This is a genomic window from Stenotrophomonas sp. NRRL B-14846, from assembly GCF_050473585.1.
GTDB lineage: Bacteria > Pseudomonadota > Gammaproteobacteria > Xanthomonadales > Xanthomonadaceae > Stenotrophomonas.
In genome coordinates this window covers 3,960,121-3,986,921 of record NZ_JBFLUN010000022.1, presented here as the reverse complement: position 1 = coordinate 3,986,921, position 26,801 = coordinate 3,960,121, and the positions used below count along the sequence as shown (strand labels likewise).

Genomic DNA, 26,801 nt, shown 5'->3' with positions numbered 1-26,801 from the left:
AAAAATTGGAAAAGCATCCGCATCGGCGAATGCCGACATACACTGCCGCTTCTACCCGTCCCTACGGAGCGCTCGATGCGTATCGGCCTGGCCGCCAACCGTCTCCATCACCACGATGCGCGCGCCGCGCTGTTCCGTTGGCTGCGTGCCAGCGAGGCAGGCCTGCGCGAGCTGGGGGTGTCACTGCATGCGGTCGGGCGCACCCACGATGCGATCGAGCGGCAGGGCTTCCTGGCCGGCTACGGCGGCCTGCACCGGTATCCCTATGGGCGCGAGGGTGGCCTGATGAAGCTGGTGGCCGAGGTGGTCGGCATGGGGCCGGAGCGGACACTGGACGGTGCGATCTACCTGATCGACCCGGTCGATCCGTCCTCGGTGTTTCCGGAAGCAACCGCGCTCAAGCGGCAGTGCGTGATCCACGGCAAGCCGTTCATTTCAACCGTGGCCACCGCACGCGACTGGATCGAGGTGGAGCGCATCCACGCCGGGCTGGCGGCCGACACCGGTGCCGACGACCTGCATGCCTTCCAGGAACAGACGCTGGCGCTGATCGCGCATGATGCGATGAAGCCGGCGATGCTGGCCTTTGCCGATGAACACTTCGATGTGCTGGCCCGGTTTGGCCAACGCGTCGCGACGGGCACCACCGGGCAGCGCTTGAACGAGCTGGCCTGGAGCCGGGGGTGGCCCAGCGATACGCCGTGGGTGACGCGTTACCAGAGTGGCCCGATGGGCGGCGATGCACAGATTGCCGACCGGGTGCTGGAGGGGCGCTGCCAGCGCGCGATCTTCTTCGAGGACCCGCATGTGGCACGCCAGCACGAGGCCGATATCCAGCTGCTGGAGCGCGCGGTGACGACGGTGACCGACCAGGCGGTGTGCATCACGGCGCCGCGGGTGGCGGCGCGCTGGGCGACGGCGGCGGCGTTGCGGGCGGGGTGAGGGTTTCGGCCAACGGCTGAGCCCCTCGTGGTGGGTTGGGCCTGCGCGGTCATGAGGTTGGCCGGGATGGGTGGAATTGCGGGGGACGCCGTGAACCCATCCATGGGGGCTTGGCCGCGGCATCCATGCCGCGGACACCCCCGCAATCCCACCCATCCCGTCCTTCGACAGATTCCGGTGTGCCCACCACGGAAGAAAGAAGGAAGAGCAGGAGCGGGTCGCGCGCTGCGCGCGCTCTGCGGCGCGCTCCCATTCCGCGGAGTTGTTGTTCTTCACTCTGTAGCGTCGAGCTTGCTCGACTGCTCAGCACACGGTCTGGAGTGAAGCCCCTTCTGTTGAAGGGGCGCGCCGAAGGCGGGGGTAGAGGAAGAATACGTGGGCAACTGCTGTAGCGCTGGCGCTACAGCAGTTGCCGGAGCATAGCTTTCAAGCGCCGCCCTTCCAGCTGGAAGTAGTCGCGCTGTTCGCGCCACGCGGGGAAGCGCTGTTCCACTTCATGCCAGAACGCGGGCGAATGATTCGGCTGGATCAGGTGGCAGAGTTCGTGCACCAGCACATACTCGAACGCTTCAGGGCGCCCCAGCACCAGTGCCAGGTCCAGTGCCATGCTGCCGTCGGGCGCCAGCGAGCCCCACTGCGAGGACATCACCTTCAGCCGCAGGCGGCTGGGTGCACGTGGCAGGGTGGGCAAGTACTTCGGCAGCCAGCGGCCGACATCGGCACGGGTCTGTGCTTCGTAGAACTCGCGCAGCAGGCGGCGCAGGGTGGCATCGCCGGCACGGGTCGGCCACTGCACGCAGGCGCCGTGTGCGTCGATCTCCAGCCGCGCGTAGCGGCCTTCCTGCCAGCGCAGCGGCAACAGTTCGCCGCGCAGTGGCAGCACGCCGTCCTCGCCTGGCTGCAACGGGGCGGGCAGGCCCTGGCTCTGGTACTGGCGCAGCTGCAGCGCCAGCCAGTCGCGGTGCTGTTCCAGGAAACGCTCGCCCATCACCAGGCTGGCCCGCGGCGGCAGGGTCAAGCGTGCGCCGCGCTCGTCCACGCTCAGCTTGATCCGGCGCGCGCGCGGATCGCGCACGCGCAGCACCTCGATCTCGGCATCCTCCAGGCGCAGGCGAACGGTGTCGCGCTGCACGGTGGCGGGCGGGGTCGGGCTGATCAGGCGGCGCAGCAGACGGCTCATGCGCCCAGCATAGCGCTGCTTCGGGCCGCCGGATGACCGGCGGCCCACAGGGTGCCTGTTCAGTCAGCCTTGCTGAGCTTGAAGGCTTCTTCCAGCAACAGGAACAGGCGGCGGATCTCGGCGCTCTGCAGGGCGAAGCGGGCGTCGAACTCGGCGCGGCGGCCGTCTTCGTCGGCATGCTCCAGCTGGTCCAGGGCACCGTCGAGGAACTTCAGCTTGCGCACGATCAGATCGTCGCCGATCACGAAGGACAGGTTGTCCTCGAAGATCAGCGCCAGCTTGGTCACCTGCTTGCCGGCGTCCAGGTGCTTGTCGATCTCGTCGCAGCGCAGTTCCTGGTGCTGGCACTTGACCACGGCGCCGCCCTCCACCGGGTCCTTCATCTCGCACTCTTCGCCCAGGCTCAGCCCGGTCGGCAGCGGCTCGCCGGCGATCCAGCCGGTCAGGATCGAACGCGGTGCGACTTCGGCGTTCAGCGGCATCGCCGGGAAGCTGCCGAGCAGGCCGCGGATGTCGGACATGAAGTACTCGCCGGTCTTGCGGCTGGAGGTATCCACCGCCACGTAGCCGTGCTGCAGGTCGATGAAGGCATCGTTGCGCGAGGACTTCACGAAGGCGCGCGGCAGCAGTTCATGCAGCAGGTCGTCCTTCATGCGCTTGCGCTCGCGGCCACCCGGGCGGCGGCCTTCCTTCTCCTCGATCTCCTCCAGCTTGCGCTCGAGCAGATCGTTGACCACCGCCGCCGGCAGGATCTTGTCCTCGCCGCCCACGGTCAGCCACAGGTGTTCGGCGATGCGGTGGGAGAGCAGCTCCTTCTCCTCGCGGCCGAACGGCGAGATGAAGCCGCGCGAATTCATTTCCAGCGCGCCGACCGGCTTCAGCAGGGCGTGCGGCAGCAGGGTATCGACTTCGGAAAAATCGGTGGTGGTCGGGAAACGGAAGAACGTCAGGTTGCGAAAGAACATGGAATTCCGGATGGCAAAGAGGAAGGGCGACCGACCTTAAACGGTGGGCGTCTCGGGATCTGCGTCGGCGTCGGCCGGGGAGCCGGCCAGCCAGGCATGGGCGTCGGGCAGCGGCGCGTCGTCGCGACGGCCCAGCGCCATGAAGTCGAACAGGGTGGTGTCGGCCAGCTGCGAGGGCCGGACTTCACCCATGGCCCGCGCGATCTGCTCGATGCGGCCCGGGTGGTCCTTTTCCCATTGCTTCAGCATCAGGCCGACCTGGCGGCGCTGCAGGTTCTCCTGGCTGCCGCACAGGTTGCAGGGAATGATCGGGAACTGGCGGGCCTGCGCGTACTCGACGATGTCGCTCTCGCGCACGTAGGCCAGCGGCCGGATCACCACGTGCCTGCCGTCATCGCTGCGCAGCTTCGGCGGCATGCCCGACAGCTTGGCGTGGTGGAACAGGTTCATGAAGAACGTGGCCACCATGTCGTCGCGGTGGTGGCCCAGCGCGATCTTGGTGAAGCCATGGGTCTCGGCGTAGTTGTAAAGCGCGCCACGACGCAGCCGCGAGCACAGCGAACACATGGTCTTGCCTTCCGGGATGACCCGGCTGACCACCGAATAGGTGTCCTGCTCGATGATGTGGTACGGCACGCCCAGGCCTGCCAGGTATTCCGGCAGCACGTGCTCGGGGAAGTCCGGCTGCTTCTGGTCCAGGTTCACCGCCACCAGCTCAAACGGTACCGGCGCCTTCTTCTGCAGCTGCAGCAGCACGTCCAGCAGGGTGTAGCTGTCCTTGCCGCCGGACAGGCAGACCATGACCTTGTCGCCGGCCTCGATCATGCCGAAGTCGGCAATCGCCTCGCCGACCTGGCGGCGCAGGCGCTTGGCCAGCTTGTGCTGCTCGCGCTCGGCCACGCGCGGATCGCGGGCGGCGCGCGGCTGGGGATCGGGGAGGGAAATCACGGCACTCATGGGCTCCATTCTAACGGCTCGGAGCGGCCACGGCCGGGGGTCGGGATTCCCCTCTCCCGGCAGTCATCAACGCTGTGTATGCTCGGAGGCCGTGGACACCTACAGCCCCGCCGAGATCGTCGAGCACCTCGCCGCCCTGCGCGCCGAGCACCGCCTGCTGGATGAACAGATCACCCGCATGGCCGCCAACGGCGAGGACGAGCTGGAGTCCAAGCGCCTGAAGCGGCGCAAGCTGCAGCTGAAGGACTGCATCGCCAGGCTGGAAAGCCTGCAGATTCCCGACGAGCCGGCCTGAGCGGTGGCCCATCCACGCATGGCGTGGATCTACTGCTTCGCCCCGGTGGATGCCAACCTTGGTTGGCATGCCGTTCGCCGGGCATCGCCCGGCGCTGCCTTCAATCCTGCGGCGCAGGCTCGTCGGGGCGGGCCGCTTCCGGGCTGACCCGTTCGATGGTGTGGCGCAGCTCGCGGCCGAGGATGAACTTGGCGTCCTTGGCCCAGGCATCCAGGCGCTCGTCGAACAGCAGCTTGCTGTTCTCGTCCGGCCACACCAGGCGCAGTTCGCGCAGCTTCTGGATGAAACCGCGGAACAGGGACTTGTCGAAGAACTCCGGTGCCGCCGGTGCATAGAGCAGGCTCAGCCGCTGCGCCGCCTGCTGGCACAGGCTTTCCAGCTCGGCGGCGCCGAGCACGCCGGGGCCGTTCTTCACCAGCACCGAGATGGCGATGTAATAGCGCTCGAACGCCTGCTGCAGCGAATGGCCGATCGCACGCAGGCGGAACACCTCGTCGGTCTGCCCCGTATTGCGCGCCAGGATGCCGCCGTCGTCATCGTTGACGTTCTGCAGCAGGCCCTCGCGCACGAACACATCGATGGTCCGGTCGATGCGCAGGGCGAACTCGTCCTCGCTCCACGGCAGGAACAGCTCAGCCTGCAGGAACGGGTACACCGTGCGGCCCAGCTGGACCAGGCCGGTGCGGCTCATGCGGCGGTTGTTCTGGAAGCAGCAGGCCACCCACGACGAGGCGGTGAACAGGTGCACCACGTTGTTGCGGAAGTAGCTCAGCAGCACCGCGGTGTCGCCACTGACGCTGAGCACATCGCCCAGCGGGTGCTTGATGCGGGTGAGGACGTTGATTTCCTCGGCATGGGCGATGATCCGCTCCGGCGAGTGCGGGGTCACCGTCACCCGGTCCGAATACGGCATCTCGACCAGCAGCGTCTTGCACAGCTCGATCTGGGCGATCAGATCGGCCTCGCCCATCGCATGCTTCGGCGTGGACAGCAGGGCCAGCGCCAGCAGATTGATCGGGTTGACGTCGGCGGCGCCGTTGATACGCACCTGGATGCGTTCGGCCAGCGTATCCACCGTGGTCGACAGCCAGGCCGGCTTCTCGTCCTCGGACACCGCCTCGCCCTTCCACTCCGGCGCCTTCTCGGCCAGCACGTCGTTCAGCGCGATCGGCTCGCCGAAGTTCACCACCACCTGGCCGTAGTTCTGCTTGAGCACCTTGGGGATGCCCCACAGCAGCGACCAGATCGATTCCTTTTCCTTCGGCCGGCCGGACAGTTCGTCCAGGTAGCTGCCACCTTCCATCAGCTTCTCGTAGCCGATGTAGATGGGCTGGAACAGCACCGGCTTGCGCGGCTGGCGCAGGAACGCGCGCAGCGTCATCGAGATCATGCCGCCCTTGGGCTGCAGCAGCCGGCCGGTACGCGAGCGGCCGCCTTCGACGAAGTACTCCAGCGAGTAGCCACCGGCCACCAGCTGCGCGACGTATTCGCTGAGCACTGCCGAATACAGCGCGTTGCCACGGATCGAGCGGCGGATGAAGAACGCACCGCCCTTGCGCAGCAGGGTGCCGACCACGGGCAGGTTCAGGTTGATGCCGGCCACGATGTGCGGCGGCACGATGCCACGGTCGTACAGCAGGTACGACAGCAGCAGGTAGTCCATGTGGCTGCGGTGGCTGGGCACGTAGACCACTTCGTGGCCCGGCGCGGCGGCCTTGAACTTGTCCAGGTGGTGCACCAGCACGCCCGCATAGATGCGGTTCCACACGTGGCTGAGCATGAAGCTGGCCGAGCGCACCACCGGGCTGGAATAGTCCGCAGCGATTTCCCAGGCGTAGGCATGTGCCTTCTTCCAGGCATCGGCCGGCTTCGAGTTGTCGCGCTTGGCCTGTGCGGCGATCGCTTCGCGTACCGGCTCGGCGGCCAGCACCTGGTCCACCAGCAGGCGCCGGGTCGACAGGTCGGGGCCGATCACCGATTCACGGATGCGTCGGAAGTGCGTACGCAGCACGCGCTGCAGCTTGCGCACCGTACGCTCCGGCTCCAGGCCTTCGTCCACGGTGTTGCGCAGCGAGATCGGCGGGGCGAAGCGGACGATGGTGCTGCGGCCGTTGAGCAGCACCGCCAGCAGGCGACGGAAGCGGCCGACCAGTGCCCAGTTTTCCGAGAACAGCACCGCGAACCAACCGCTCTGTTTGTCCGGGGCGCGGCCAACGAAGATCGACACCGGCACCAGGTGCACGTCCAGGTCATCGCGCACGCGATGTGCCTGCAGGACCTTGGCCAGCGAATCGGAGTGGGTCTTGGCGCCGCGCTGCTCGGGAATCAGCGAGTTGCTGGAGCTGCGCCGCGACAGGGCCAGGTAGGCGCGCTTGCGGCCGGTCGGGTCACCAGCCAGCGGCACCAGCGGCGACGGCAGCCCGGCCTGGCGGCAGGCCTTGTCCAGGATCAGCGCGTTGGACAGGCCGTAGTCTTCCAGCACGTACATGACCGGGCGGCCATCGTTGTACTGGCCCGGGTCTTCCGGTTCGATCTTCAGCGACAGCCACGGCTCGACCAGGCGGCCCAGCAGGCGCGCCCACAGCGGGCGGCGGCCGGCCGGACGCGCGTGCGCGGGCGGCGGTACCGGGTTCGGGCCGGTACCGGTCGAGGGGGACGCCGGCACCGTATCGGCGGGCGTCGACTGGGATTCTTCGCCGGGGAACGGCAGCGGGTTCTGTTTCGACATCGGCGCCATTATGGCTTAGGCGGCGGCGTTGCCGCTTCCCCACCCTCGGCGGGGGCTTCAGCCGGTGCCGGCGACGCAGCCGCGCGGGCCGCGTCGGCCTTGCGCAGCAGCGCGTCGGTGTCGGCCAGGGTACGGGTCAGGTACCAGTGGCCCTCGCGCCGGCTCAGTGGCAGCTGCAGGGTCATCTCGCGCCCGGCCAGGTCGTAGTGCAGGCGCACCAGCGCATTGTCGCCCTCCACCGAGAGCAGCTCGCCCCGGACGCTGCGCAGCGCGTCATCCACGCCCAGCCCGTAGCTGCCAAGCACCGCCTTGAGGGTGTGGATGAACGGCGCCAGCTGCTGCAGGCTGCCTTCCATGCCAGCGGCCTGCAGGCCAGCCTCGTCATCGAAGCCGACCTTGCCGGCCGCGCCGACCAGCGCGGCGATGGTGCTGCGTGCACGGGCGCGGTCGCTGATCGGCGCGCCCTGCGCCCACACCGCCAGGGTCTCGACCAGAGCGATGTAGTGGGCCTGCTGGCCCGGCGTGTAGCCCTTCTGGTGGCGCAGGTACTGCACGCCGAAGTTGCCCATCGACTGCGCGGCCTGGCGCACGGCGCTGGCCTGGCCGGCCAGCTGGCGATCGAAGCTGCGCTGCAGTTCGGCGCTGGCATCGGGCTTGCGCAGCGCGGCCAGCATCGGCAGCAGCTGGTCCCCCAGCGGCAGCTCGGTCAGCGGCCACTGGCTGTGCCCCTCCGCCCAGGCCTGCTGCAGGCGCTGGTACTGGCCCGGCGGTACCGACAGCTTTGCGTAGCCGACCAGATCATCTTCGGCCAGGCGCAACGCCATCGCCTGCACCGCCGCCACCGGCTCGGCCGCCGGCCTGGCCGGATCGTTGGCAGACTCGCGGCACGCCGCCACGGCCAGCAGCAGCATGGCCGCCAGCCCCCATCCACGCGCAGACCTTCCTCGCACCGCCACGCTCATGCAATCGGACTCCCCGGACCGGCCCGCATCTTGCGGCCTGCGACGTGACAGCGGCAAGCCGGGACGTCACGGTTTTCGGCCAAGGGGGTCAGATCCCTTCTGCCGCAGGCAAAAGGGATCTGACCCCAGATCCACCGCCGGCATAAAAAAAGAGCCCGGATCACGGGGATCACAGGCTCTTCAAACCGGCGCGAGGCCGGAGGACAGTGTTGTGGCACATGTCCGGTCCGAGGACCGGATGGCGGCGATCCTACGCTGCCCTTCAAGTTAAGGCAACACTTCACGTAATGCCATGTATATATTTGATTTTATTGGGTCAATCGCGCTGCCAGACAGATTCAATGAAATCTACGGCGTGTTTTTCGGCGATTCGGGCATAAATCCCCGGATAGCCGGCCAGCGCGCAGCCTTCGCCCCAGCTGACGATGCCGAACTGGGTCCAGCCATCGCGCAGGCGCAGCAGCAGCGGCCCGCCGGAATCCCCTTGGCAGCTGTCGATGCCCTCGCGGCCGGCGCAGATGACCTTGCCGCGCGACAGTTCCCCACCGTAGGCCTGCTGGCATTCATTGAATGCCACGAACGGCACCTGCACGGTCTGCAGCTGGGTCGGGTAGACCCGGCCATCGCCGATGTCGGTGTCTCCCCAGCCAATCACCGTGAATTCGCGGCCCGGCTTGAGATAACTGGCGTCGGGCCGCAGCCGCAGTGCCACCGGCTGTGCACCGTCCACGGGTGTGCTGAGCTGGATCAGGGCCACGTCGTGCTCCAGCGAGTTACCGCTGTTGAATGCCGGATGGACGTGGATCGCCTTGACGTTGGAGGCGCGGGGCGAGGCGTCGGTGGACAGGGCAGCGGCGTTGCCGACGACGGCGATGCCGCCAGGCGCTTCCCCCTGCATGCAGTGCGCGGCGGTCAGCACCCACGAGGGCGAGATGAGGGTGCCCCCGCAGAAGTGGCGGTCATGATCCGAATCGCCGTCGAAGATGCCCTGGATGCTGACCATGAACGGGTATTCGCCGGCCGAAGCCGCTTCACCGCCGATGATGCGCGGTGCTTCGCGTGCCTGCGGCGCAGCGATGGCGGGTACGGTAGACGCGGCCAACAGCAGGCCGATGAACAAAGAGGTGCTGCGATACATATCCCTGTACTCCTCTATCGATGGTTGGAACCGGCGCGGCCGCGGTCCGTGCCGGTGCATCGATTGGGGAGCAGTGATGAGGCTGACAGCGCGAACGCGCGCACAGTTCCGGTGCCTTGTGCCGCCTGCGACAGCTGCAGACCCACAAATGCGAACGCCATCCCGCATGGATCGGGATGGCGTTCGAAGTGCCGGCGTGACCGGCGTCGGGGGCAGGCTCAGCGCGCAGCCAGAGCCGACGCGATTTCCTGCTGGATTGCCCGCGCTGCGGCCTGCGGATCGGCCGCCAGGCGGATCGGGCGGCCGACCACGATGGCATCGGCACCATCGGCAAAGGCCTGCGCCACGCCAACGGTACGCTTCTGGTCATCGCCGACCGGGCCACCCGGGCGGATGCCAGGGCAGACGATCGAGAACCCGCTGCCGGTGGCGGCGCGGATCGGGCCGGCTTCCTGGCCCGAGGCGATCACCCCGTCGATGCCAGCGGCCTGGGCGGCCAGCGCGCGCTCGACCACCACGTCCACCGGCTCGCGGTCGATGCCCATCTGCGCCAGGTCGGGGCGGCCCATCGAGGTCAGCACGGTCACTGCCAGCAGGCGCATGTCGCTGCTGTTGGCGGCCGCGCAGGCCTCCATCATGGCCGGGTGCCAGCCGTGGATGGTGGCGTAGCTGACCGGCCACTGCGACAGGCGCTTGATCACCGCCGCAGCGGTGGCCGGGATGTCGAAGAACTTCAGGTCGACGAACACGCGCTTGTCGCGGCGGGCCAGCGCATCGAGCACCTGGAAGTACTCGCCGGAGGCGAGCAGTTCCATGCCGATCTTGTAGAACGCCACGCTGTCGCCGAGGCGATCGACCCACTCCAGTGCCTGCACGCGGTCGGGTACGTCCAGCGCGAAGATCAGGCGCTCGTCATCGCGCAGCGGCAGCGGTGCGCGGCTCACGGTGCGTAGTCCAGCGCAGCGCGCTTGGCGTCGTGGCGGGCCTGGCGCGACTGGCTGTAGTCGTTGTTGAACTGCGCCGGCTCGAAGCCGCCGTAGGTCGGGTTCGGCAGCATCCACCAGCGCTCGCCGAACCAGTCGTGGTACTGCTGCAGCAGCGCATCGCGGCCGTCGTTGGTGTTGGCGGTCACTTCCACGAAGTCGCCCAGCTGGTCACCGAACTGCATCAGCACGCGGTACTTCTGCCCGGCCAGGCGGCGGCGGCAGTTCTTCTCGCTGCCGGCCTGCTCGCAACCCGGCACCACCGTGCCCAGGCCGAGGAACACGCTGTCGTCGGCCACCGGCAGGCCCTGCTCGCGCAGGTTGGCCAGGGTCGCGTCCTTCAGGTGCACGGCGCGGTTGGAGATGTACAGCAGGGTCACGCCCTTGGCATTGGCGGCCTTGGCGAAGTCGACCACGCCCGGGATCGCCTTGGCCTTCTTTTCGGCCACCCACTGGTCCCAGGTCAGCTCGTCGTATTCCTTGCCATCGCGCACCAGGCGCGCCTGGTAGGGCGAGTTGTCCAGCACGGTCTCGTCCACGTCCAGCACCACCGCCGGCTTCAGGCCCTTGGCCTCGTTGCCGCGTTCTTCCGGCACCAGTGCGTCCCAGTGGGCTTCCTTCAGGGCAGCGTCGAGATGGTCGGCGGCGGCACGGTAGGTCTGCTCGGTGATCGCCTTGTACTCCTGCGCGCGCTGCATCCACAGCACCGCGTTGAGGTTGTCGTTGGCGGTGGCATCGAGCGCGCCATCGGCCTTGGCGGCGGCGGCCGGGGCCTGCGGGGCAGCGGCTTCGGCGGCAGGCGCATCCACGCGCTTGCAGGCGGACAGGCCCAGCGCCGCGGTGGCGAGCAGGGTCAGGGACAGGGAAACGGGACGACGCATGGGTTCACCGGCAATCAGATATACCGGCGCATTTTACCGGCAAAGCCGGCCCTGGGACGGCTATGCTTGGCGGTTGACCCGTTGCCCTTCCGGAGGCCGCCATGACCGATTCCGCCCAGACCCCCGACGTCCCCCTGCTCGACGCCGTGCAGGCCCGCCTGCTGGGCTGCCTGGTGGAGAAGGAGGCGACCACCCCGGATACCTACCCGCTGACGGTCAACGCCGCCCAGTCGGCCGCCAACCAGAAGACCGCCCGCGAGCCGGTGATGAACGTCGATGCCGGCAGCGTGCAGCACGCACTGCGCCAGCTGGAGACGCTGGGCCTGGCCCGCCAGCACTTCTCCTCGCGCGCCGACCGCTACGAGCACCGCCTGCAGGCCGCGCTGGACCTGACCCGGCAGCAGACCGTGCTGCTGGCGATGCTGCTGCTGCGTGGGCCGCAGACGCTGGGCGAGCTGGTCACGCGCTGCGAACGCCTGCACCGCTTCGCCGATACCGACGAAGCCCGCCACGCCATCGAGCGCCTGCAGCAGCGCGCGCTGCTAGTGGTGCTGCCGCGCGCCAGCGGCCAGCGCGAAGACCGCTACATGCACCTGCTGTGCGGCGAGGTGGACGGCGCGGCACTGGCGGCGAAGTACGCCAGCAGCGGTGGGGGCAGCGAGGCCGCCGACCCGGGCCTGGCCGAGCGCGTGGCCCAGCTGGAAGCGGCCGTGGCCGATCTGCAGGCGCAGTTGGCCGAACTGCGCGGCACCTGAGGGGTGGGTGCCGACCGTTGGTCGGCACTGCATTTGAATCGTGCCGACCAACGGTCGGCACCCACCACGATCAAACCTCGGCCGCGCCCGGCGTGGCATACAGCCGGCTCGGGCTGTCCACGCCCGGCAGCTGGATCACCCCGCGTTGCTGCATGCCCAGGCCCAGCAGGATCTTCCCGGACACCACATTGTCCAGGTCGGTGATGCCGTACAGATGCACGATGCCCAGCTCCGCACGTGCATGCGCGAACACCGCCCGCGCCGCCTCACCGGCATAGGCCTGCCCGGCGAATTCCGACAGCACCGCATAGCCGATATCCGGCCCCGGCAGGCCATCCCGCCGCACCAGCCCGGCATTGCCCAGCCAGGCACCATCGGCCAGCCGCTCGATGGCATACATGCCGAACCCGTTCAGCGCATAGCTGTGCAGCACACGCAGCGCGATGTACTCACGCGCCTGCTCTTCGCTGCGCACGTTGCGGTCGCCGATGAAGCGCAGGAAGCCCGGATCGTTGAGCAGAGCCAGCATCGGCGCCGCGTCGCGGTCGGGCTCGATGCGGCGCAGGCGCAGGCGTTCGCTTTCGATGGGATGCATGCACAGACCTCCGTGAACTGGAGGGTCGGATCCCTTCGCAAAGCGAAGGGCTCTGACACCTGGGGGCGGCCCTGGGGTCAGAGCCCTTCCCTGTGGGAAAGGATCCGACCCCGATCAATCGAACAACGCCTCGATCGCCGCCAACCCCGCCGTCGCCCGTTCCTTCTTGCGCGCCGCATCGGCCACCGGATCCGCACCATCGCGCTGGATCTCCTCGGCCGGAATCTCCTCGAAGAACCGGCTCGGCTTCAACCGCACGTGCTCGCCGAACTTGCGCGTCAGCTTGCTGTAACTCATCCACAGCTGGATCTTGGCGCGGGTGATGCCCACGTACAGCAGGCGCCGCTCTTCCTGCAGGTTGCCCTCGTCCAGGCTGACCTGGTGCGGCAGCACGCCATCCTCGCAGCCGACGATGAACACGTAGGGGAATTCCAGGCCCTTGGAAGCGTGCATGGTCATCATGCGTACCTGGTTGCCGCCCTCGTCCTTGTCGCTGCGCGACAGCAGCGCCAGCTGGCCGGCCAGGTCGGCGGCAGTGGCACCTCGCGGGCCACCCTCGAACCACTGCGCCAGTTCCTCGATGTTGTTGGCACGGCGCTGGTAGCTGGCCTCTTCCTTGGCCTGCTGGCGCAGCTCACTCAACAACCCTGATTCCTTGGCAACCTTGCGGATCATGTCGCCGGAGGTGACCTGCCGGGTCTGCGCACGCAGGTCGCGCAGGATGTCGGTGAAGCGCGCCAGGCTGTTGGCCGCGCGCGGTGGCAGCTGCTGCAGCGCCCCGATGGCTTCGGCGGCCTGCGCCATCGGCATGTCCTTTTCCTGCGCCAGTTCGGCCAGCTTGGCCAGCGTGCCGGCACCGACGTCGCGCTTGGGTGACTGCACCGCACGCATGAACGCGGTGTCGTCGTCCGGGTTCACCAGCAGGCGCAGCCAGGCCAGCGTGTCCTTCACTTCCTGGCGCTCCAGGAACATCGTCCCGCCGGTCAGGTGGTAGGGGATGCGCAGCAGCTGCATCGCCTTTTCCAGCGGGCGCGACTGGAAGTTGCCGCGGAACAGGATGCAGAAGTCGCTCCACGGCACGTTGCGCGACTGCGCCACGAACGCAATCTCCGCAGCGACCTTCTCCGCTTCGTGTTCGCTGTTGCGGCATTCCCACACGCGGATGCGCTCGCCGTCAGCCTGGTCGCTCCACAGCTTCTTCAGGTGCTCGTGCGGGTTGTTGGCGATCAGCGCATTGGCCGCGCGCAGCACGCGGTTGGAGCAGCGGTAGTTCTGCTCCAGCTTGATGATCTCCAGCGCGGGGTAATCACGCCCCATCTGCTGCAGGTTTTCCGGGTTGGCGCCACGCCAGGCATAGATCGACTGGTCATCGTCGCCCACGCAGGTGAAATTGCCCTTGTCACCGGCCAGCTGCTTGAGCAGGCGGTACTGCGCGTCGTTGGTATCCTGGCATTCGTCCACCAGCAGGTAGCCGATGCGCTCGCGCCAGGCCAGCGCGATCTCCGGGTTCTCTTCCAGGATCTGCACCGGCAGACGGATCAGGTCGTCGAAGTCGACCGCATTGAACGCGGTCAACCGCAGCTGGTAGCGCTCGTAGACGCTGGCCGCTTCCTTCTCGCGGTTGCTGCGCGCGGCGGCCATCGCCTGTTCGGGCGACAGGCCAGCGTTCTTCGCGCGCGACACCAGGTTCTTCATGTCCTCGATGTCATCGGGCTTGGCGCCGTACATCAGGTCCTTGATCTGCGCGGCGGCATCGTCGGCATCGAAGATCGAGAAACCGCGCTTGAGGCCCACCGCCGCGTGCTCGATCTGCAGGAACTTCAGGCCCAGCGCATGGAAGGTGCAGATGGTCACCTCGTCGGCGTCCTGCTCACGCAGGCGCTTGGCCACGCGCTCGCGCATTTCCTTGGCCGACTTGTTGGTGAAGGTGATCGCGGCGATGCGGCGGGCCGGGTAGCGGCCACAGCCGATCAGGTGGGCGATCTTCTCCACGATCACGCGCGTCTTGCCGCTGCCGGCGCCGGCGAGCACCAGCAACGGGCCTTCGATGTGCAGGACCGCGGCAGCTTGGGGAGGATTCAGACCGTGCATGGGGACAGGATTGTAGCGGGGTGCCGGCAGGCCCACCTGACTTGCATGGCGCCCGGCCGTAAGGTATTGAATCGGCACCGGAACACAGGAGCGTGGTCCATGTCCTTGAACATCATCGCCCGTCCGCTTGCGGCCGTCCTGCTGGGCCTGCTGGCCATGCCTGCGGCCGGGTCCGGCCCGCCGCCGCGCACGGATGCCTATGAAACGATCGTGCTGCAGTCGCACGAGTTCCTCGTCTACCACCCGGACCTGCGCTTCCGCCAGCTGGGCATGGAGGCCCGCGAACGGGGCCGCGACGAAGAAGCCCGCAACAACTTCCGCAATGCCGCGCGCTATGGCGACAAGCTGTCACAGGCGGCGCTGGCCGACATGCTGTGGAACGGGCAAGGCGGCCCGGCCGACCGCGCCCTGGGCTATGCGTGGATGGATCTGGCGGCCGAGCGCGGCACCGAATGGCTGGTGGCACAGCGCGAACGCTTCTGGGAGGCGCTGTCGGCGGACGAACGCGAGCGCGCGGTGCGCGAGGGCCGCACGCTGTACGCCGAGTTCGGCGACCCCGCCGCCACACCGCGGCTGGAACGCGAACTGCGCGCCGGCAGCATGCAGCAGACCGGCAGCCGCGCCGGCTGGAGCGGCGCCATGCGCAGCCAGGGCCGCGGCGATGCCGGGCCGCGCGTGCTGCAACCGGAGAAGCACCAGCTGGCCCGCTACTGGGACCCGGTGGCCTACCGGCAATGGCAGGACGAGGAACTGGCCAGGTCGGGGCGATGACCCGCGCCTGCCGGGCCATCGGTGCCTTCGTGCTGGTGCTGCTGGCACCGGGGTACGCAGCCGCCAGCACCTGCGCGCCCGACCCGGCCGCGTCGATTCCGTCGGCGTTGCTGACCGAGGGTTTCCTGCAGGCCCATCCCGACCTGTACTGGCGCGACCTGGGCCAGCTGTCGTGGCGACGTGGCAAGCCGGCACAGGCGCGGGTGCGCTTCCAGCGCGCCAGCCTGTACGCGGACAAGTTCTCGCAGTCGCTGGTTGCCCGCATGTACCAGGAAGGCATCGGCATCGACGCCGATCCGGTATTGGCCTATATCTGGATGGATCTGGCCGCCGAACGCGGTTACCGCGACCTGCTGGTTGAACGCGAACGCTACTGGCAACGGCTGGATACGGCGCAGCGGCAGCGGGTACTTGCCGAAGGCCCGGCGCTCTACGCGCAGTACGGCGATGCCGTGGCCAAGCCGCGCATGGAAACGGTGCTGCGGAACGCCCGCCATGCGATGACCGGCAGCCGCACCGGCTTCGTCAACCCGGGCCTGCGCATGGCGCTGGGCGAAGGGCCGGAGGCCAACCGGCCGGTCACCGGCGATGACTACTATCGCGATGCCTTCTGGGAACCGGCGGCCTACTGGTGCCTGCAGGAGCAGATCTGGCAGAACACCCGGCTGCGGCCCAGCATCGAGATCGGCGCTCCCCGGCAGATCCGCGACGGCGGGCCGGTCGGCGACTAGAATTGGCCGATGGCCAAGCTCTACTTCTACTATTCGGCGATGAACGCCGGCAAGACCACCACCCTGCTGCAGAGCGCGCACAACTACCGCGAGCGCGGCATGCGGGTCGCAATCCTGACTCCGCGCCTGGACGACCGTGCCGGCGCCGGCGTAGTCGCTTCGCGGATCGGCCTGCGCGCCGATGGCATGGCCTTCGACCGCGATACCGACCTGCAGCGCTGGGTCGAGCAGGATCTGGCAGCCAACGGCCCGATGGGCTGCGTGCTGGTGGACGAGGCGCAGTTCCTGACCCGTGCCCAGGTCTGGCAGCTCAGCGAAGTTGTCGACCAGCTGCGCATTCCGGTGCTGTGCTACGGGCTGCGCACCGACTTCCGCGGCGAGCTGTTCGAAGGCAGCCAGTACCTGCTGGCCTGGGCCGACGAGATGCAGGAGATCAAGACCATCTGCCACAGCGGCAAGAAGGCGACGATGACCGTGCGCGTGGACGAGCATGGCCACGCCGTGCAGGACGGCCCGCAGGTGGAGATCGGTGGCAACGAGCGCTACGTGTCGGTCAGCCGTGCCGAGTTCAAGAAGATCACCCGCGGCGAAGGGCGGATCGATCCGGCGCAGGCACCCCTGCCGCTGTAATGGGTGTTCTTTTGCAGGGCTTGCAGCCCTGCACCTGCTCAACGCAACAGCAACAGCAACAGCGAAAGCTGGCTTCCCGTGGGATGGCGGGGCGGTGTGGGCTTGCAGGACACGCCGTAAACCCCCAGACCGGCCCAGCCGCTGGCGGCTGTGCGTTCGGGCGCTTGCGAAGCAGTGCTTCGCAATCAAAGCGCCCTCACCCCTGGGGGCTCGATGGCGCCGTCCATGGCGCCAACGGTCCTGCAAGCCCACACCGCCCCACCTCTGACAGATCCCCACGGCTGTTGGTAGGTGTCGACCTTGGTCGACACATCTGTCAGATATCGAATGAAATTCCGGGGTCAGATCCGTTTTCCTTCGGAAAACGGATCTGACCCCAAGAGCAATTCCCACAGATCGCGGAGATCTGTCGAAGGCGGGGTGGGTCCGGTTGAGGGGGCGTGAGCGCCATGGATGGCGCGACCGAGGCTACATGGACGTATTTACGCCGCCCCCCTCAACCGGACCCACCCCGCCATCCCACGGAATGCCCGCTTTTGACATTGACGTTGACGTCAGCAGGTGCAGGGCTGCAAGCCCTGCAAACCCACCACCCCCTCTTAGTACAGCGTGCGCTCCGGCGCGCCCGCCGGCGGCGGGGTGTACTGGTACAGCCAGGTTTCCGTAAGCGTCTTGCCACCACTGCGCAGGAACAGGCGGATGTCGATCTGCTCGGTGCTGCCTTCCGGCGGCACCAGGTCGAACATCGCGCGATAGCCGTTGATCTCGCGCAGCGGGCGCGCCGACACGATCTCGACCCGGCCACGGCTGGCTTCCACCACCGCCTCGACCTCGCCCTTGTCGATCAGGCTGGCCAGCTCGCCCCCTTCGAAGTCCACCGCGAAGCGCCAGCTGAAGTACTCGCGCTTCTTGCCAACCACACCGCCCAGGCCGGTACGGCTGGCCACGCAGTGCGCCAGCGGCGGCCGTGCCGGCGGTTCGGCGCCCCAGTACAGGCGGTAGCCGACCAGCAGCTCCTGGCCCGGCTGCGGCTTTTCCTTCGGGTTCCAGAACGCCACGATGTTGTCGAAGGTCTCGTCCACGGTGGGAATCTCCACCAGCTGCACCGAGCCCTCGCCCCATTCGCCCTTCGGCTCCACCCACAGGCACGGGCGCTTCTCGTAGAACACGCCGTCGTCCTGGTAATGGTCGAAATTTCGGTCGCGCTGCAGCAGGCCGAAGCCGCGCGGGTTGCGGTCCACGAACATGTTGAAACGCAGGTTGCGCGGGTTCAGCAGCGGCCGCCAGATCCACTCGCCGGCACCGGTCCACAGCGACAGGCCGTCGGTGTCGTGGATCTCCGGGCGCCAGTCCCAGCCCATGCGGCGGTCGTTCTCACCGACCTGGTACATGCTGGTGCACGGGGCGATGCCCAGCCGCTCGATCGCCTTGCGCGGGTACAGCGCGCTGTCGATGTCCATCAGCAGCACGTCGCCATTGGTGATCGCGAAGCGATAGGCGCCGGCCACGCTGGGCGAATCCAGCAGGCCGTAGACCACGATCGTCTCCGAATCGGCCGACGGCTGTTCCAGGTAGTAGGCGATGAAGTCCGGGAACTCCTCCGGCTTGCCCATGCCGGTGTCGATCGCAAGGCCACGCGCGGACTGGCCGTACTGGCCTTCCTTGCCGACCGCGCGGAAGTAGCTGGCGCCGAGGAAGGCGGCGAAGTCGCGGTCGGTATCCTTGCGGGTGTTCAGGCGGAAGCCGGCGAAGCCGAGGTCGGCCGGCAGCTCGCCATCCTTGATGCCGCTCTTGCCGTAGTTGAACGCCGCGCCGTCATAGGCCAGCTCCTGCGCCTTGCCGTCGACCACGTCGAACATGCGCACCGGCGAATGGAAGTACAGGCCCAGGTGGAAGAACTTGGCCTGGAACTTGCCCGGCTGGTCAGCCCACAGCGCATGGTCCTGGCGGTAGCCGATCGACTGGTACTGGTCCCAGTCCAGTCCCTCCAGGCGGCCCGGCAGCACCCGCTTGTGGCTCTTGTAGGGCGCCTGCGCCAGCGCGCGCGCCTGGCCCTTCAGGGTGGCGAAGTCGAACGGCTGCGGCTGGCCGAGGCGGCGCAGGCCCATCTGGCCGCTCTTGCTGGCCGCGCACGCGGGCAGGGACGGCAGGCCGAATGCAGCCAGGGCGAGGGAGGCATTGCGGATGAAGTCGCGTCGTTGCATGCAGGCGCGTCAAGCACAGGGAGGAAGGTCGGCCATCATAGGCAGACAAACGTTAACGGGCAGCGGAGACGCGCCCTGCCCGTTCAGCTGCCGCTGGCGGCCCGGCTCAGCGCTGGCAGTGGCTGCACCAGACGCTGGCGCGCTGGCCGATGGTGGCGTGCTTCAGCGCGCGGCCACAGTTCGGGCAGGGCAGCCCGTCACGGCCGTACACCAGCAGTTCCTGTTCGAAGTAGCCCGGCGCGCCATCGGGGCTGATGAAATCGCGCAGGGTGGTGCCACCGCGGGTGATGGCGTAGCCCAGGATCTCCTTCACCGCGTCGGCCAGCCGCTGGTAGCGTTCGCGCGAGATCTTTCCTGCCTCGCGCAGCGGACTGATGCCGGCCTTGAACAGGCTCTCGGCGGCGTAGATGTTGCCCACGCCCACCACCACCGCCTGGTCCATCAGGAAGGTCTTCACCGGCGCGCTGCGGCCACGGCTGCGCGCAAACAGGTAGTCGCCGTCGAACGCGTCGTCCAGCGGCTCCGGGCCCAGTCCCTGCAGCAGCGGGTGGATCTCGCCGGCCGGCTGCCAGAGCAGGCTGCCGAAGCGGCGCGGGTCGTTGAAGCGCAGCAGGCGGCCGTTGTCCAGGCTGATGTCGACGTGGTCGTGCGCACGCAGCGGGGTATCGCCGGGCAGCACGCGCAGGCTGCCGGACATGCCCAGGTGCAGCACCGCGCTGCCGATGGCGGTGTCCAGCAGCAAATACTTGGCGCGCCGGCGGATGTCCTCGATGCGCTGCCCCGGCAGCAGCTCGGCCACCTCCGGTGGAATCGGCCAGCGCAGGTCGGCGCGGCGCAGGATCACCCCGTGCACGCGGCGGCCCTGCAGGTGCGGCGCCAGGCCGCGGCGGGTGGTTTCGACTTCGGGCAGTTCAGGCATGCAGGGATTCTATCCCTGCTCTGCCGCCGGCACCTGGCCGTCGAAGCCGGGGAATGATCCCCGGCTTCGACGGGTATCAGGCGTCCTGTCCGGCGCGCGCAGGCTCCGCCGGGGCCGGTGCCGCAGCGGCGGAACGGTCCGGGAACAGCGACGGCAGCGTTTCCACGAACCGGGCCAGGCACTGGTCGCTGTAGCGCTCGGCCGTCTGCTTGACCAATGCATAGTCGTCGGCCTGCCAGGCTTCCAGGGGTGCGGCCACCGGTGCGTCGACCTGGCACTGCACGCCTTCGCCACCGACCAGGCGCAGCAGCTTGCGGGTATACGGGAAGCCGACGTGCTGGGTCTGGCGCAGCTCGTACTGGGTATCGGCATCGCCCAGTTCCTTGTAGATCAGGGTGAAGCCATCGGCGGTGATCTGCACCGGCCGGACCTCTGCCGGCACAGCGCCCGGATGCGCGGTGAAGTATTCGGCCAGGCGCAGGCGCACCTGGTCCTGCAGGTAACCGAAGGCCGGGTTCGGAACGGTCTCCACCCGGGTTCCCTTCAGCTGGTCCTTCTTGAACGAGCTGCCACCGAGCGTGCCGGAAAACAGCGACACGGCAACCTGCGCGGCCACCAGCTTGCCGGTGGTGGAACGCTGCACCAGGCGCAGCGTCTTGTCGCCGACCGGCTGGCCATCTGCGCCCATCTGCAGCTTCACGCTCAACGGCACCCGGCCTTCCCAGGCGGGTACCTCGGCCACGGTGGCCGCCACCGTGTCTTCCACGACGGCGACAGCGCCGGCATCAGCTGCGGGAACGTCTGCAGCCGTCGCCGTGTCGGACGGGGCGGTCGGGGGCGGCTCATTGGCCAGCACAGGCGCGGCGATGACGAGGCTGCCGAGCAGCGCGGCCGCCAGCAGCGGTGGGTTCGATTTCATGGGGGATCCTTGGGTCGTGTCGGGCCAGTGCAGGCGATTCCGTTCAGCATCGATCATCGCAATGGCACAGCACTCCCTTCCATGTCCTTCCCCCTACCGCGATCCATCGCGGTCGACATGCCAGCTCGCCTTACCCGTGCGGATCGACCGGTACCCGGGATCGCGTCGAACCCACCATCGGCAGCACTACGGGAATCTTTAGCGCGGAGGCGCCGCCAGTTCGCGCGCATCCAAGAAGCCATCACCGTTGGCATCCTGCTTGTGGAAGCGCTGCACGATCACCTGCCGCTGCTGCTCGCGGCTGATCGCCCTGCCCTTGCCACCGGGCAGCTCCTCGGCCGTCAGCACACCATCACCATTGCGGTCCATGCGGTCGAAGGCATACAGCATCCACTGCACGTACTCGGCCTCGCTGACCCTGCCGTCGCCATCGCTGTCCATCCGCTGCAGATAGCTGGCGGTGTCGGTGACCTGGGCCAGCGCCGTGCCCGGCAGCAGCGCCGCCAGCAGAAGCCCGTACCCTGCCTTCACGCGCCCACCAGGCTGTAGCCCTTCAAGCGTGCGGCATAGGCCTGCAACGCCGCGATACCGCTTTCCTCGGCCTCGCGGCACCAGGCCTGCAGCTGATGCAGGCGCTCGGCGGCATCGTGGCCGCGGGCTTCCAGCAATGCGGCCAATCGCCCGCGGTACTCGACCAGGGTGCGGATGCGCGGCCGTTGTTCCACCCATGCGCTGAGCTGGGCACGGCTGTCCGGCTTCAGCCAGCGGCCATCGTTGACCAGGCCACGGCGCAGCCGGCGTGGCAGCAGGCGGCGCAGCTTGGCCCCGGCCTGCACGGCTTCCTCGCGCAGGGCCGGCATGAACACATTGCGCTGGTAATCGGTCATCGCCTGGAAGCGGTGCGACAGCAGTGCCTTCAGGGTCTCGGCATCGGGCACGGCGATGTTCGGGCGCACGTCCATGGCCGGCGCCACCCGCAGCACCCTGGCCAGGCGCAGCGCCTGCAGCAGGCGGATCGCACTCCAGCCGATGTCGAACTCCCAGCGCCGCATCGCGAAGCGCGCCGAACTGGGGAAGGCATGATGGTTGTTGTGCAGCTCCTCGCCACCGATCCAGAACCCCCACGGCGTGAGGTTGGTGGAGGTATCGGCCGACTCGTAGTTGCGGTACCCCCACCAGTGGCCCAGGCCATTGACCACGCCCGCGGCCCAGAACGGGATCCACGCCATCTGGATCGCCCACAGGGCCACGCCGGGCAGGCCGAACAGCACGCTGTTGATCACCAGCAGCAGCACCGGCCCCATTGTGGCGTGCGGGGTATACAGGTGGCGCTCGATCGCATCGTCCGGGGTGCCGCGCCCGTACTGCTCGATGTCCGCGCGCATGCCGCGCGCTTCCCGGTACAGCTCCACGCCGTGCCAGAACACCTTGCCGATGCCGCGGGTAACCGGGCTGTGCGGGTCGTCCTCGGTCTCCACCTTGGCGTGGTGCTTGCGGTGGATGGCCACCCACTCGCGGGTGATCATCGAGGTGGTCAGCCACAGCCAGAAGCGGAACACATGGGCCAGCGCCGGGTGGAAATCGACCCCGCGATGGGCCTGGCTGCGGTGCAGGTACAGGGTCACCGAGAAGATGGTGATCTGGGTGAAGACCAGCAACACCGCCAGCATGGCCCACCAGCCCAGGCCGAGCACACCACCGGTCAACAGGGACATCAGGGCATCAGGCATGGCAGCTCTCCGGATCGACGCGGGGATGGCAGACATGATGGGCGCTTGCGTTGCAAACTGCATCCCTGCGGCGATGAATCCCATCGTCATCCGTGGCACCGTTCACAGTTGGGGACCTGAGTTGTCGAGCCTTGATCCACGCGCCAGCGCCATGACCGCCGCCCCGCCCGTCGCGGGGCTGCCCCCGTTGATCGAACTGGACCGCGCCACCGTGGTGCGCGGCCAGGTGAAGGTGCTGCACGGGCTCAGCCTGCGCATCGCACAGGGCCAGCACACCGCCCTGCTCGGCCCCAACGGCTGCGGCAAGTCCACCTTCATCAAGCTGATTACCCGCGAGCTGTACCCGCTGGCCCAGGGCGACGGCACGGTGGCGGTGAAGGTGCTGGGCCAGAACCGCTGGCAGGTGGACCGGCTGCGCTCACAGCTGGGCATCGTCACCGGCGACCTCAGCAGCAACCTGGCCGACATGCCCGGGCTGACCGTGGAGCAGGCAGTGCTGTCCGGCTTCTTCGCCAGCTACGTGGTGCCGGCCTTCCGCGAAGTGACCGCCGACATGCGCACGCGCGTCGGCGAGACACTGGCGATGACCGGCGCCCTGTCCCTTCGCGAACGCGCCTATGCCGAGCTGTCGGCCGGCGAGACCCGCCGCGTGCTGATCGCCCGCGCGCTGGTCAATCGGCCGCAGGCACTGCTGCTGGACGAACCCTCCACCGGGCTGGACCTGGTCGCCCGCGAGCAGCTGGTGGCGACCATGCGGGTGCTGGCGCAGCAGGGCATCACCCTGGTGCTGGTGACCCACCACATCGAAGAGATCATTCCCGAGATCGAGCGGGTGGTACTGCTCCGCGACGGCCGCGTACTGGCCGACGGCACCCGCGCCGAGCTGCTGCGCAACGAACCGCTGTCGGCGGTGTTCGGCGGCGCGATCACGGTGATCGAGCAGGAAGGCCGGCTGACCGCGTACGCGGGATAGACAGACGCATCGCTTTCCGTAGCCGTCTGTAGAGTCGAGCCATGCTCGACTGCCGTTCGCCGCGAGCAGAAGCAGCCGAGCATGGCTCGGCTCTACAGAAGGCGGGGCGGCGGGCCGGATGTTCCGGCCCGCCGCAGTTCCTCAGAACCGCAACGCCAGCGCGCGCGACTCGATCGGGGCCATGCGGCTCTGGTCCTGCAGCTGCAGGTCGCGCAGTTCGTACGGCGCACCGAAGCCGGTCGGCAATGCGGCCTGGTCGAACGGCAGCACCAGCTGGCCTGCGCCCGGGCCATCGAACCACGCCGCCGCATGTGCCTGCGCAACCGGCTTCAACTGGCCATCGCGGGCCGTGGCATACAGCGTGCCCCGTGCCTCATAGCGGCCTGCGGCGGCCACCTGCAGCGGCAGTGCCACCTGGCGGTTGGACGGATCCGGTGCCGCCTGGCCACTGAAGCGCGCGGTCGGGCGTGCCACCGCGAAGGCCACCTTGCCATCGCGCAGCACGCCATCGGCCTGGGCGAACACCTGCAGCTCCCACAGCCCCTGTGCAGTACCGACATCGGCCGGGATGCGCACCTGCGCGCGCAGGCTGCCATCGGTGGTGCGCAGCAGGCGCTGCGGCCAGCTGCGGCCATCCGGCGCGACCAGCAGGGCTTCACCGCCCAGGCCGCCACGACGCGATGCCAGCTGAGCTGTGGTGGCGCCGTCTTCCAGCAGGCGTGCCTGCAGCTGCACGTTGCCACCGGCCAGCACCTGCGCCTGGCTGGCCTGCACTTCCAGCCGCAGCGGGCTGTTCGGCTCCAGCACCTGCACCACATAGCGGCCCTGTGCCTGTGCGCTCTGCAGGGTGTACGCACCAGCCGCACTGGTCGCGCCGGTGCGCAGCATGCTGCTGCCATCACCCACCGGCATGCCGGCATCCTGCAGCGCGCGCGCATCGACACTGCGCGCCACGCTGCTGCGGCCAGCCGGATCGCGCACCTGCAGGGTGTTCGCCGGCACTGCGCGGGCACCTGCGGCCGGGCTCAGCTGGATCACCGCATCGGGCGCCGTCAGCGGCAGGTCCAGGCCGCGCTGCAGCTGCGTGCCATCGACCTGCTGCCAGTAGCTGCGGCTGACCGACGCATACGGCGTAGCCGCCTGCAGCGGCTGTGCCGGGTCCAGCGCCCAGGCAAACGACAGCGGCGCGTGTTCGCTTTCATCAGCCGGCAGCGGCGCGGCCACCAGGGCGGCAGGCACCTGATCGCCTGCGCGGACGGCCTGCAGCGGCTGCGCGGCCTGCGCCGTGGACAGGGACAGGGACAGCGCGGCCAGCACCGCACTGGCCAGCAGAGTGGAATGGTTCGTCATGGTCGTCTTCCTCACTGGGCCAGGTCGGTGCGCAGGATCGTGCCGAGGCCGAAGCACTCGCGGCGGCTCTGGTTGTGGCTGAGCGGCTCGGCATCCTTGGTGCGCTGCTTGTCGGTGAACCAGGTGGTGCCGGCGGCCTTCTGGCTGCTGCACTCCAGGAAGCCATCGGAGCAGGATGACAGCCAGTTCTGGGTGAACTCCAGGCCGACATTGGCGGCGTAGCCACCGCAGTAGCTGTTGCTGTCCCACACCGCCGATTCCACGTCGCTGCCGACCACGGCGCGGAACGGTTTGGGCAGCGCCGGGCGACCCGCGGTGCCGTACAGGTTCTGCGCGTTGTAGGTGGCCATGCTCGCCACCTGCTGCTGGCGCACGGCGTCGTTCTTGTAGCCCAGCAGCCAGCCCAGCGAGGTTTCGAAGGTGTTGCCGTTGAGCACCGCATCGGCCAACGGTGTGCCCGCCGAAGACGGTGCCAGTGCGTTGACCTTGCGCACCGTGCGGATGATCTTCGGATAGCGGCTGTCGTAGGTCGGGTTGGACAGGATCCAGCGCATCACGTTGCCGCCGTTGGAGTGGGTGATCACCACCAGCTGGGTGATGCCACGGCTGTCGATGAAGCTGGTCAACTGGTTGGCCAGGCAGCCGGCGGCTTCCGGCTTCCACATGTACTGGGTGAAGTCACAGTTGATGACGACGTAATTGCTGCTGTTCGGCAGGCCCTGGCGCACGGTGTCGATGATCGCCGGCTGCCAGTAGTCCTGGGTGGCATTGGTCTGCGCGCCGGTGCCATGCACGAAGGCCACGCCAACCACGTCGGCGGCCTGCGCTTGGGCGGTTGCCAGCCCGAGGAGCAGGGCCAGGACGGTACTTCCTGTTGCGGTGCTGCGCATCGCTTCTCTCCCTCTGTCAGCGGATCCCCCCGACCCGGCTGGAACTGGACGGCCTGTCGATCACCGTTGTGCCGATGCTCATGGCGCAGCCGTGTGAAAGTCCGTGCGCTGCGCCCGGATTCAGGAGACTGACGACAGTCGATGACGTTTTTCATACTGCTCCGATGACCATGCCGGGTCTGGCCGTATGACCGATGGCCACTGCGGTGTCGTATGGGGGCTGCGATCATGGCGCGATGTTTTCTGCCCGGAGCCTGCCCATGTCGCTGATTTCCCACCCTGCCCGCCCGCTGCTCGGCCTCGCCGTTGCCGCGGCCCTGGCCGGTTGCGCCGCCACCGCCGCCAAGCCGACCGCCGTCGAAGCCAACATCACCACCAAGGCGGTGGGCTATCTCGACAAGGGCGCGGTACCGGCCAGCCTCGACCTGGTGCCGGCACCACCGGTCGCCGGTTCGGCCGCCCTCGCCCTGGACGAACAGGTCAGCCGTGAAGCCCGTGCACTGCGTGGCAGCCCGCGCTTCGCCCAGGCCGGCGTCGATGCCGAACTCGGCTTCCCCGAAGGCGCCAACCACTTCTCCTGTGCCGCCGACATCGACGTCGATGCGGTGAAGACCCCGGCGCTGTACCGCCTGCTCGAGCGCAGCCGGATCGACGCCAGTGCCGCCACCAAGGCGGCCAAGAACCACTACCAGCGCCCGCGCCCGTTCATGGTCAACGGTGAGCCGACCTGTTCGCCGAAGGACGAGGAAGGCCTGCGCAAGAACGGCTCCTACCCGTCCGGCCACACCTCGATCGGCTGGGCGTGGGCACTGATCCTGTCGGAGATCGCACCGGACCGCGCCGATGCCATCCAGGCCCGTGGCCGCAACTACGGCGAGAGCCGGCTGGTGTGCAACGTGCACTGGCAGAGCGACATCCTCGAAGGCCGCTTCATGGGCGCGGCCGCCGTGGCCCGCCTGCATGACAACGCTGCCTTCAACAAGGATCTGCTGGCCGCACGCAAGGAGATCGCTGCAGCGCGCAAGGCCGGCCTGCACTCCAGCCGCGACTGCGCTACCGAGAATGCGGTGCTGAAGATCCGACCGCAGAGCGCGCTGTAAACGGCGATCCGGGGTCAGAGCCCTTCCCTTCGGAAAGGGCTCTGACCCCAGCGCGGAATGCCGATGCCATCGGGGTCGGATCCCTTTCCGCTGGAAAGGGCTCTGACCCCAT

Annotated in this window: 25 protein-coding genes; 8 read left to right on the top strand and 17 right to left on the bottom strand. The window is 68.2% G+C overall.

Annotation, left to right across the window (positions count from 1 at the left end):
* Positions 1-75 precede the first annotated feature (75 nt).
* The gene (locus AB1281_RS20495; protein WP_430346834.1) at positions 76-942 is read left to right on the top strand and encodes a methylglyoxal synthase; all 867 of its coding nucleotides are present in this window, start codon (positions 76-78) and stop codon (positions 940-942) included.
* A gap of 400 nt (positions 943-1,342) precedes the next feature.
* On the opposite strand, the gene AB1281_RS20490 is transcribed toward AB1281_RS20495, so the two are convergent.
* Genes AB1281_RS20490 through ttcA form a run of 3 tightly spaced genes read right to left on the bottom strand, consistent with a single transcriptional unit; the run spans position 1,343 to position 4,044 of the window.
* Positions 1,343-2,122 (bottom strand): M48 family metallopeptidase, encoded by a 780-nt coding sequence (locus tag AB1281_RS20490; protein ID WP_430346833.1) that lies wholly within the window; start codon positions 2,120-2,122, stop codon positions 1,343-1,345.
* A 59-nt stretch (positions 2,123-2,181) separates the two neighbouring features.
* Positions 2,182-3,087 carry a recombination-associated protein RdgC gene (locus AB1281_RS20485; protein WP_005411825.1) on the bottom strand — a complete coding sequence of 302 codons (906 nt, stop codon included), beginning with the start codon at positions 3,085-3,087 and terminating at the stop codon, positions 2,182-2,184.
* Positions 3,088-3,123: 36 nt separating this feature from the next.
* Entirely contained in the window at positions 3,124-4,044 is a 921-nt protein-coding gene (gene ttcA, locus AB1281_RS20480) for a tRNA 2-thiocytidine(32) synthetase TtcA (protein ID WP_170871740.1), read from the bottom strand.
* A gap of 91 nt (positions 4,045-4,135) precedes the next feature.
* On the opposite strand from ttcA, the gene AB1281_RS20475 reads away from it, so the two are divergent.
* Positions 4,136-4,339 carry a YdcH family protein gene (locus tag AB1281_RS20475; protein ID WP_004153435.1) on the top strand — a complete coding sequence of 68 codons (204 nt, stop codon included), beginning with the start codon at positions 4,136-4,138 and terminating at the stop codon, positions 4,337-4,339.
* Between the two features lie 100 nt (positions 4,340-4,439).
* Here AB1281_RS20475 and plsB read toward each other — a convergent pair whose 3' ends face one another.
* From plsB to AB1281_RS20450, 5 genes are all read right to left on the bottom strand, one after another.
* A complete protein-coding gene (plsB, locus tag AB1281_RS20470; RefSeq protein WP_164117964.1) occupies positions 4,440-7,076 on the bottom strand; it encodes a glycerol-3-phosphate 1-O-acyltransferase PlsB in 2,637 nt (878 codons plus the stop codon).
* Positions 7,076-8,029, bottom strand: coding sequence for a hypothetical protein (locus AB1281_RS20465; RefSeq protein ID WP_075675750.1), 954 nt, complete (start codon positions 8,027-8,029; stop codon positions 7,076-7,078). The genes plsB and AB1281_RS20465 overlap by 1 nt, the downstream gene beginning before the upstream one ends.
* A 316-nt stretch (positions 8,030-8,345) precedes the next feature.
* Positions 8,346-9,167 (bottom strand): S1 family peptidase, encoded by an 822-nt coding sequence (locus tag AB1281_RS20460; RefSeq protein WP_430346832.1) that lies wholly within the window; start codon positions 9,165-9,167, stop codon positions 8,346-8,348.
* Between the two features lie 218 nt (positions 9,168-9,385).
* Positions 9,386-10,111 (bottom strand): orotidine-5'-phosphate decarboxylase, encoded by a 726-nt coding sequence (pyrF, locus tag AB1281_RS20455; RefSeq protein ID WP_014035461.1) that lies wholly within the window; start codon positions 10,109-10,111, stop codon positions 9,386-9,388.
* Positions 10,108-11,031 (bottom strand): 5'-nucleotidase, lipoprotein e(P4) family, encoded by a 924-nt coding sequence (locus tag AB1281_RS20450; protein WP_430346831.1) that lies wholly within the window; start codon positions 11,029-11,031, stop codon positions 10,108-10,110. Before AB1281_RS20450 ends, pyrF begins: the two co-directional genes overlap by 4 nt.
* Positions 11,032-11,132: 101 nt before the next feature.
* On the opposite strand from AB1281_RS20450, the gene AB1281_RS20445 reads away from it, so the two are divergent.
* Positions 11,133-11,786: a YceH family protein gene (locus AB1281_RS20445; protein WP_430346830.1), complete on the top strand. Its 654-nt coding sequence runs from the start codon at positions 11,133-11,135 to the stop codon at positions 11,784-11,786.
* A 70-nt stretch (positions 11,787-11,856) separates the two neighbouring features.
* On the opposite strand, the gene AB1281_RS20440 is transcribed toward AB1281_RS20445, so the two are convergent.
* On the bottom strand, positions 11,857-12,381 hold the full coding sequence (locus AB1281_RS20440; protein WP_430346829.1) for a GNAT family N-acetyltransferase: 525 nt from the start codon (positions 12,379-12,381) through the stop codon (positions 11,857-11,859).
* A 114-nt stretch (positions 12,382-12,495) separates the two neighbouring features.
* Positions 12,496-14,472, bottom strand: a complete 1,977-nt coding sequence (locus AB1281_RS20435; protein ID WP_053448392.1) for a UvrD-helicase domain-containing protein — start codon at positions 14,470-14,472, stop codon at positions 12,496-12,498.
* 99 nt (positions 14,473-14,571) lie between these two features.
* Here AB1281_RS20435 and AB1281_RS20430 point away from each other — a divergent pair, with 99 nt between their 5' ends.
* From AB1281_RS20430 to AB1281_RS20420, 3 genes are read left to right on the top strand one after another with little or no spacing between them, the layout of a single operon-like run.
* Positions 14,572-15,243 (top strand): hypothetical protein, encoded by a 672-nt coding sequence (locus AB1281_RS20430; protein ID WP_430346828.1) that lies wholly within the window; start codon positions 14,572-14,574, stop codon positions 15,241-15,243.
* Positions 15,240-15,974, top strand: a complete 735-nt coding sequence (locus tag AB1281_RS20425; protein WP_430346827.1) for a hypothetical protein — start codon at positions 15,240-15,242, stop codon at positions 15,972-15,974. Before AB1281_RS20430 ends, AB1281_RS20425 begins: the two co-directional genes overlap by 4 nt.
* Positions 15,975-15,983: 9 nt before the next feature.
* Complete coding sequence (locus AB1281_RS20420; RefSeq protein WP_005421101.1) at positions 15,984-16,604, top strand: thymidine kinase; 621 nt, start codon at positions 15,984-15,986, stop codon at positions 16,602-16,604.
* A 599-nt stretch (positions 16,605-17,203) separates the two neighbouring features.
* On the opposite strand, the gene AB1281_RS20415 is transcribed toward AB1281_RS20420, so the two are convergent.
* The 5 genes from AB1281_RS20415 to AB1281_RS20395 form a co-directional block, all read right to left on the bottom strand.
* Entirely contained in the window at positions 17,204-18,808 is a 1,605-nt protein-coding gene (locus AB1281_RS20415; protein ID WP_075675758.1) for a glucan biosynthesis protein, read from the bottom strand.
* A gap of 106 nt (positions 18,809-18,914) precedes the next feature.
* On the bottom strand, positions 18,915-19,727 hold the full coding sequence (gene mutM / locus AB1281_RS20410) for a bifunctional DNA-formamidopyrimidine glycosylase/DNA-(apurinic or apyrimidinic site) lyase (protein WP_005421105.1): 813 nt from the start codon (positions 19,725-19,727) through the stop codon (positions 18,915-18,917).
* Positions 19,728-19,803: 76 nt separating this feature from the next.
* Positions 19,804-20,646: a hypothetical protein gene (locus AB1281_RS20405; protein WP_430346826.1), complete on the bottom strand. Its 843-nt coding sequence runs from the start codon at positions 20,644-20,646 to the stop codon at positions 19,804-19,806.
* Positions 20,647-20,844: 198 nt separating this feature from the next.
* Positions 20,845-21,177 carry an EF-hand domain-containing protein gene (locus AB1281_RS20400; protein WP_430346825.1) on the bottom strand — a complete coding sequence of 111 codons (333 nt, stop codon included), beginning with the start codon at positions 21,175-21,177 and terminating at the stop codon, positions 20,845-20,847.
* The gene (locus AB1281_RS20395; RefSeq protein ID WP_430346824.1) at positions 21,174-22,376 is read right to left on the bottom strand and encodes a DesA family fatty acid desaturase; all 1,203 of its coding nucleotides are present in this window, start codon (positions 22,374-22,376) and stop codon (positions 21,174-21,176) included. The genes AB1281_RS20400 and AB1281_RS20395 overlap by 4 nt, the downstream gene beginning before the upstream one ends.
* 151 nt (positions 22,377-22,527) lie before the next feature.
* Between AB1281_RS20395 and AB1281_RS20390 the strand changes: the two genes are divergently transcribed.
* The gene (locus tag AB1281_RS20390) at positions 22,528-23,349 is read left to right on the top strand and encodes an ABC transporter ATP-binding protein (protein WP_430346823.1); all 822 of its coding nucleotides are present in this window, start codon (positions 22,528-22,530) and stop codon (positions 23,347-23,349) included.
* A gap of 141 nt (positions 23,350-23,490) precedes the next feature.
* Here the strand turns inward: AB1281_RS20390 and AB1281_RS20385 are convergent, their stop codons facing one another.
* Both AB1281_RS20385 and AB1281_RS20380 read right to left on the bottom strand, forming a co-directional pair.
* A complete protein-coding gene (locus AB1281_RS20385; protein WP_430346822.1) occupies positions 23,491-24,699 on the bottom strand; it encodes a DUF4785 domain-containing protein in 1,209 nt (402 codons plus the stop codon).
* Between the two features lie 11 nt (positions 24,700-24,710).
* On the bottom strand, positions 24,711-25,589 hold the full coding sequence (locus AB1281_RS20380) for a hypothetical protein (RefSeq protein WP_014035446.1): 879 nt from the start codon (positions 25,587-25,589) through the stop codon (positions 24,711-24,713).
* Between the two features lie 260 nt (positions 25,590-25,849).
* On the opposite strand from AB1281_RS20380, the gene AB1281_RS20375 reads away from it, so the two are divergent.
* Positions 25,850-26,689, top strand: a complete 840-nt coding sequence (locus AB1281_RS20375; protein ID WP_430346821.1) for an acid phosphatase — start codon at positions 25,850-25,852, stop codon at positions 26,687-26,689.
* The last annotated feature ends 112 nt before the right edge of the window (positions 26,690-26,801 follow it).

Coding starts and splice junctions, on each gene's coding strand:
- AB1281_RS20495 (WP_430346834.1), top strand. CDS start 76: ATGCGTATCGGCCTGGCCGCCAACCGTCTCCATCACCACGATGCGCGC.
- AB1281_RS20490 (WP_430346833.1), bottom strand. CDS start 2,122: ATGAGCCGTCTGCTGCGCCGCCTGATCAGCCCGACCCCGCCCGCCACC.
- AB1281_RS20485 (WP_005411825.1), bottom strand. CDS start 3,087: ATGTTCTTTCGCAACCTGACGTTCTTCCGTTTCCCGACCACCACCGAT.
- ttcA (WP_170871740.1), bottom strand. CDS start 4,044: ATGAGTGCCGTGATTTCCCTCCCCGATCCCCAGCCGCGCGCCGCCCGC.
- plsB (WP_164117964.1), bottom strand. CDS start 7,076: ATGGCGCCGATGTCGAAACAGAACCCGCTGCCGTTCCCCGGCGAAGAA.
- AB1281_RS20465 (WP_075675750.1), bottom strand. CDS start 8,029: ATGAGCGTGGCGGTGCGAGGAAGGTCTGCGCGTGGATGGGGGCTGGCG.
- AB1281_RS20460 (WP_430346832.1), bottom strand. CDS start 9,167: ATGTATCGCAGCACCTCTTTGTTCATCGGCCTGCTGTTGGCCGCGTCT.
- AB1281_RS20450 (WP_430346831.1), bottom strand. CDS start 11,031: ATGCGTCGTCCCGTTTCCCTGTCCCTGACCCTGCTCGCCACCGCGGCG.
- AB1281_RS20445 (WP_430346830.1), top strand. CDS start 11,133: ATGACCGATTCCGCCCAGACCCCCGACGTCCCCCTGCTCGACGCCGTG.
- AB1281_RS20440 (WP_430346829.1), bottom strand. CDS start 12,381: ATGCATCCCATCGAAAGCGAACGCCTGCGCCTGCGCCGCATCGAGCCC.
- AB1281_RS20435 (WP_053448392.1), bottom strand. CDS start 14,472: ATGCACGGTCTGAATCCTCCCCAAGCTGCCGCGGTCCTGCACATCGAA.
- AB1281_RS20430 (WP_430346828.1), top strand. CDS start 14,572: ATGTCCTTGAACATCATCGCCCGTCCGCTTGCGGCCGTCCTGCTGGGC.
- AB1281_RS20425 (WP_430346827.1), top strand. CDS start 15,240: ATGACCCGCGCCTGCCGGGCCATCGGTGCCTTCGTGCTGGTGCTGCTG.
- AB1281_RS20420 (WP_005421101.1), top strand. CDS start 15,984: ATGGCCAAGCTCTACTTCTACTATTCGGCGATGAACGCCGGCAAGACC.
- AB1281_RS20415 (WP_075675758.1), bottom strand. CDS start 18,808: ATGCAACGACGCGACTTCATCCGCAATGCCTCCCTCGCCCTGGCTGCA.
- mutM (WP_005421105.1), bottom strand. CDS start 19,727: ATGCCTGAACTGCCCGAAGTCGAAACCACCCGCCGCGGCCTGGCGCCG.
- AB1281_RS20405 (WP_430346826.1), bottom strand. CDS start 20,646: ATGAAATCGAACCCACCGCTGCTGGCGGCCGCGCTGCTCGGCAGCCTC.
- AB1281_RS20395 (WP_430346824.1), bottom strand. CDS start 22,376: ATGCCTGATGCCCTGATGTCCCTGTTGACCGGTGGTGTGCTCGGCCTG.
- AB1281_RS20390 (WP_430346823.1), top strand. CDS start 22,528: ATGACCGCCGCCCCGCCCGTCGCGGGGCTGCCCCCGTTGATCGAACTG.
- AB1281_RS20385 (WP_430346822.1), bottom strand. CDS start 24,699: ATGACGAACCATTCCACTCTGCTGGCCAGTGCGGTGCTGGCCGCGCTG.
- AB1281_RS20380 (WP_014035446.1), bottom strand. CDS start 25,589: ATGCGCAGCACCGCAACAGGAAGTACCGTCCTGGCCCTGCTCCTCGGG.
- AB1281_RS20375 (WP_430346821.1), top strand. CDS start 25,850: ATGTCGCTGATTTCCCACCCTGCCCGCCCGCTGCTCGGCCTCGCCGTT.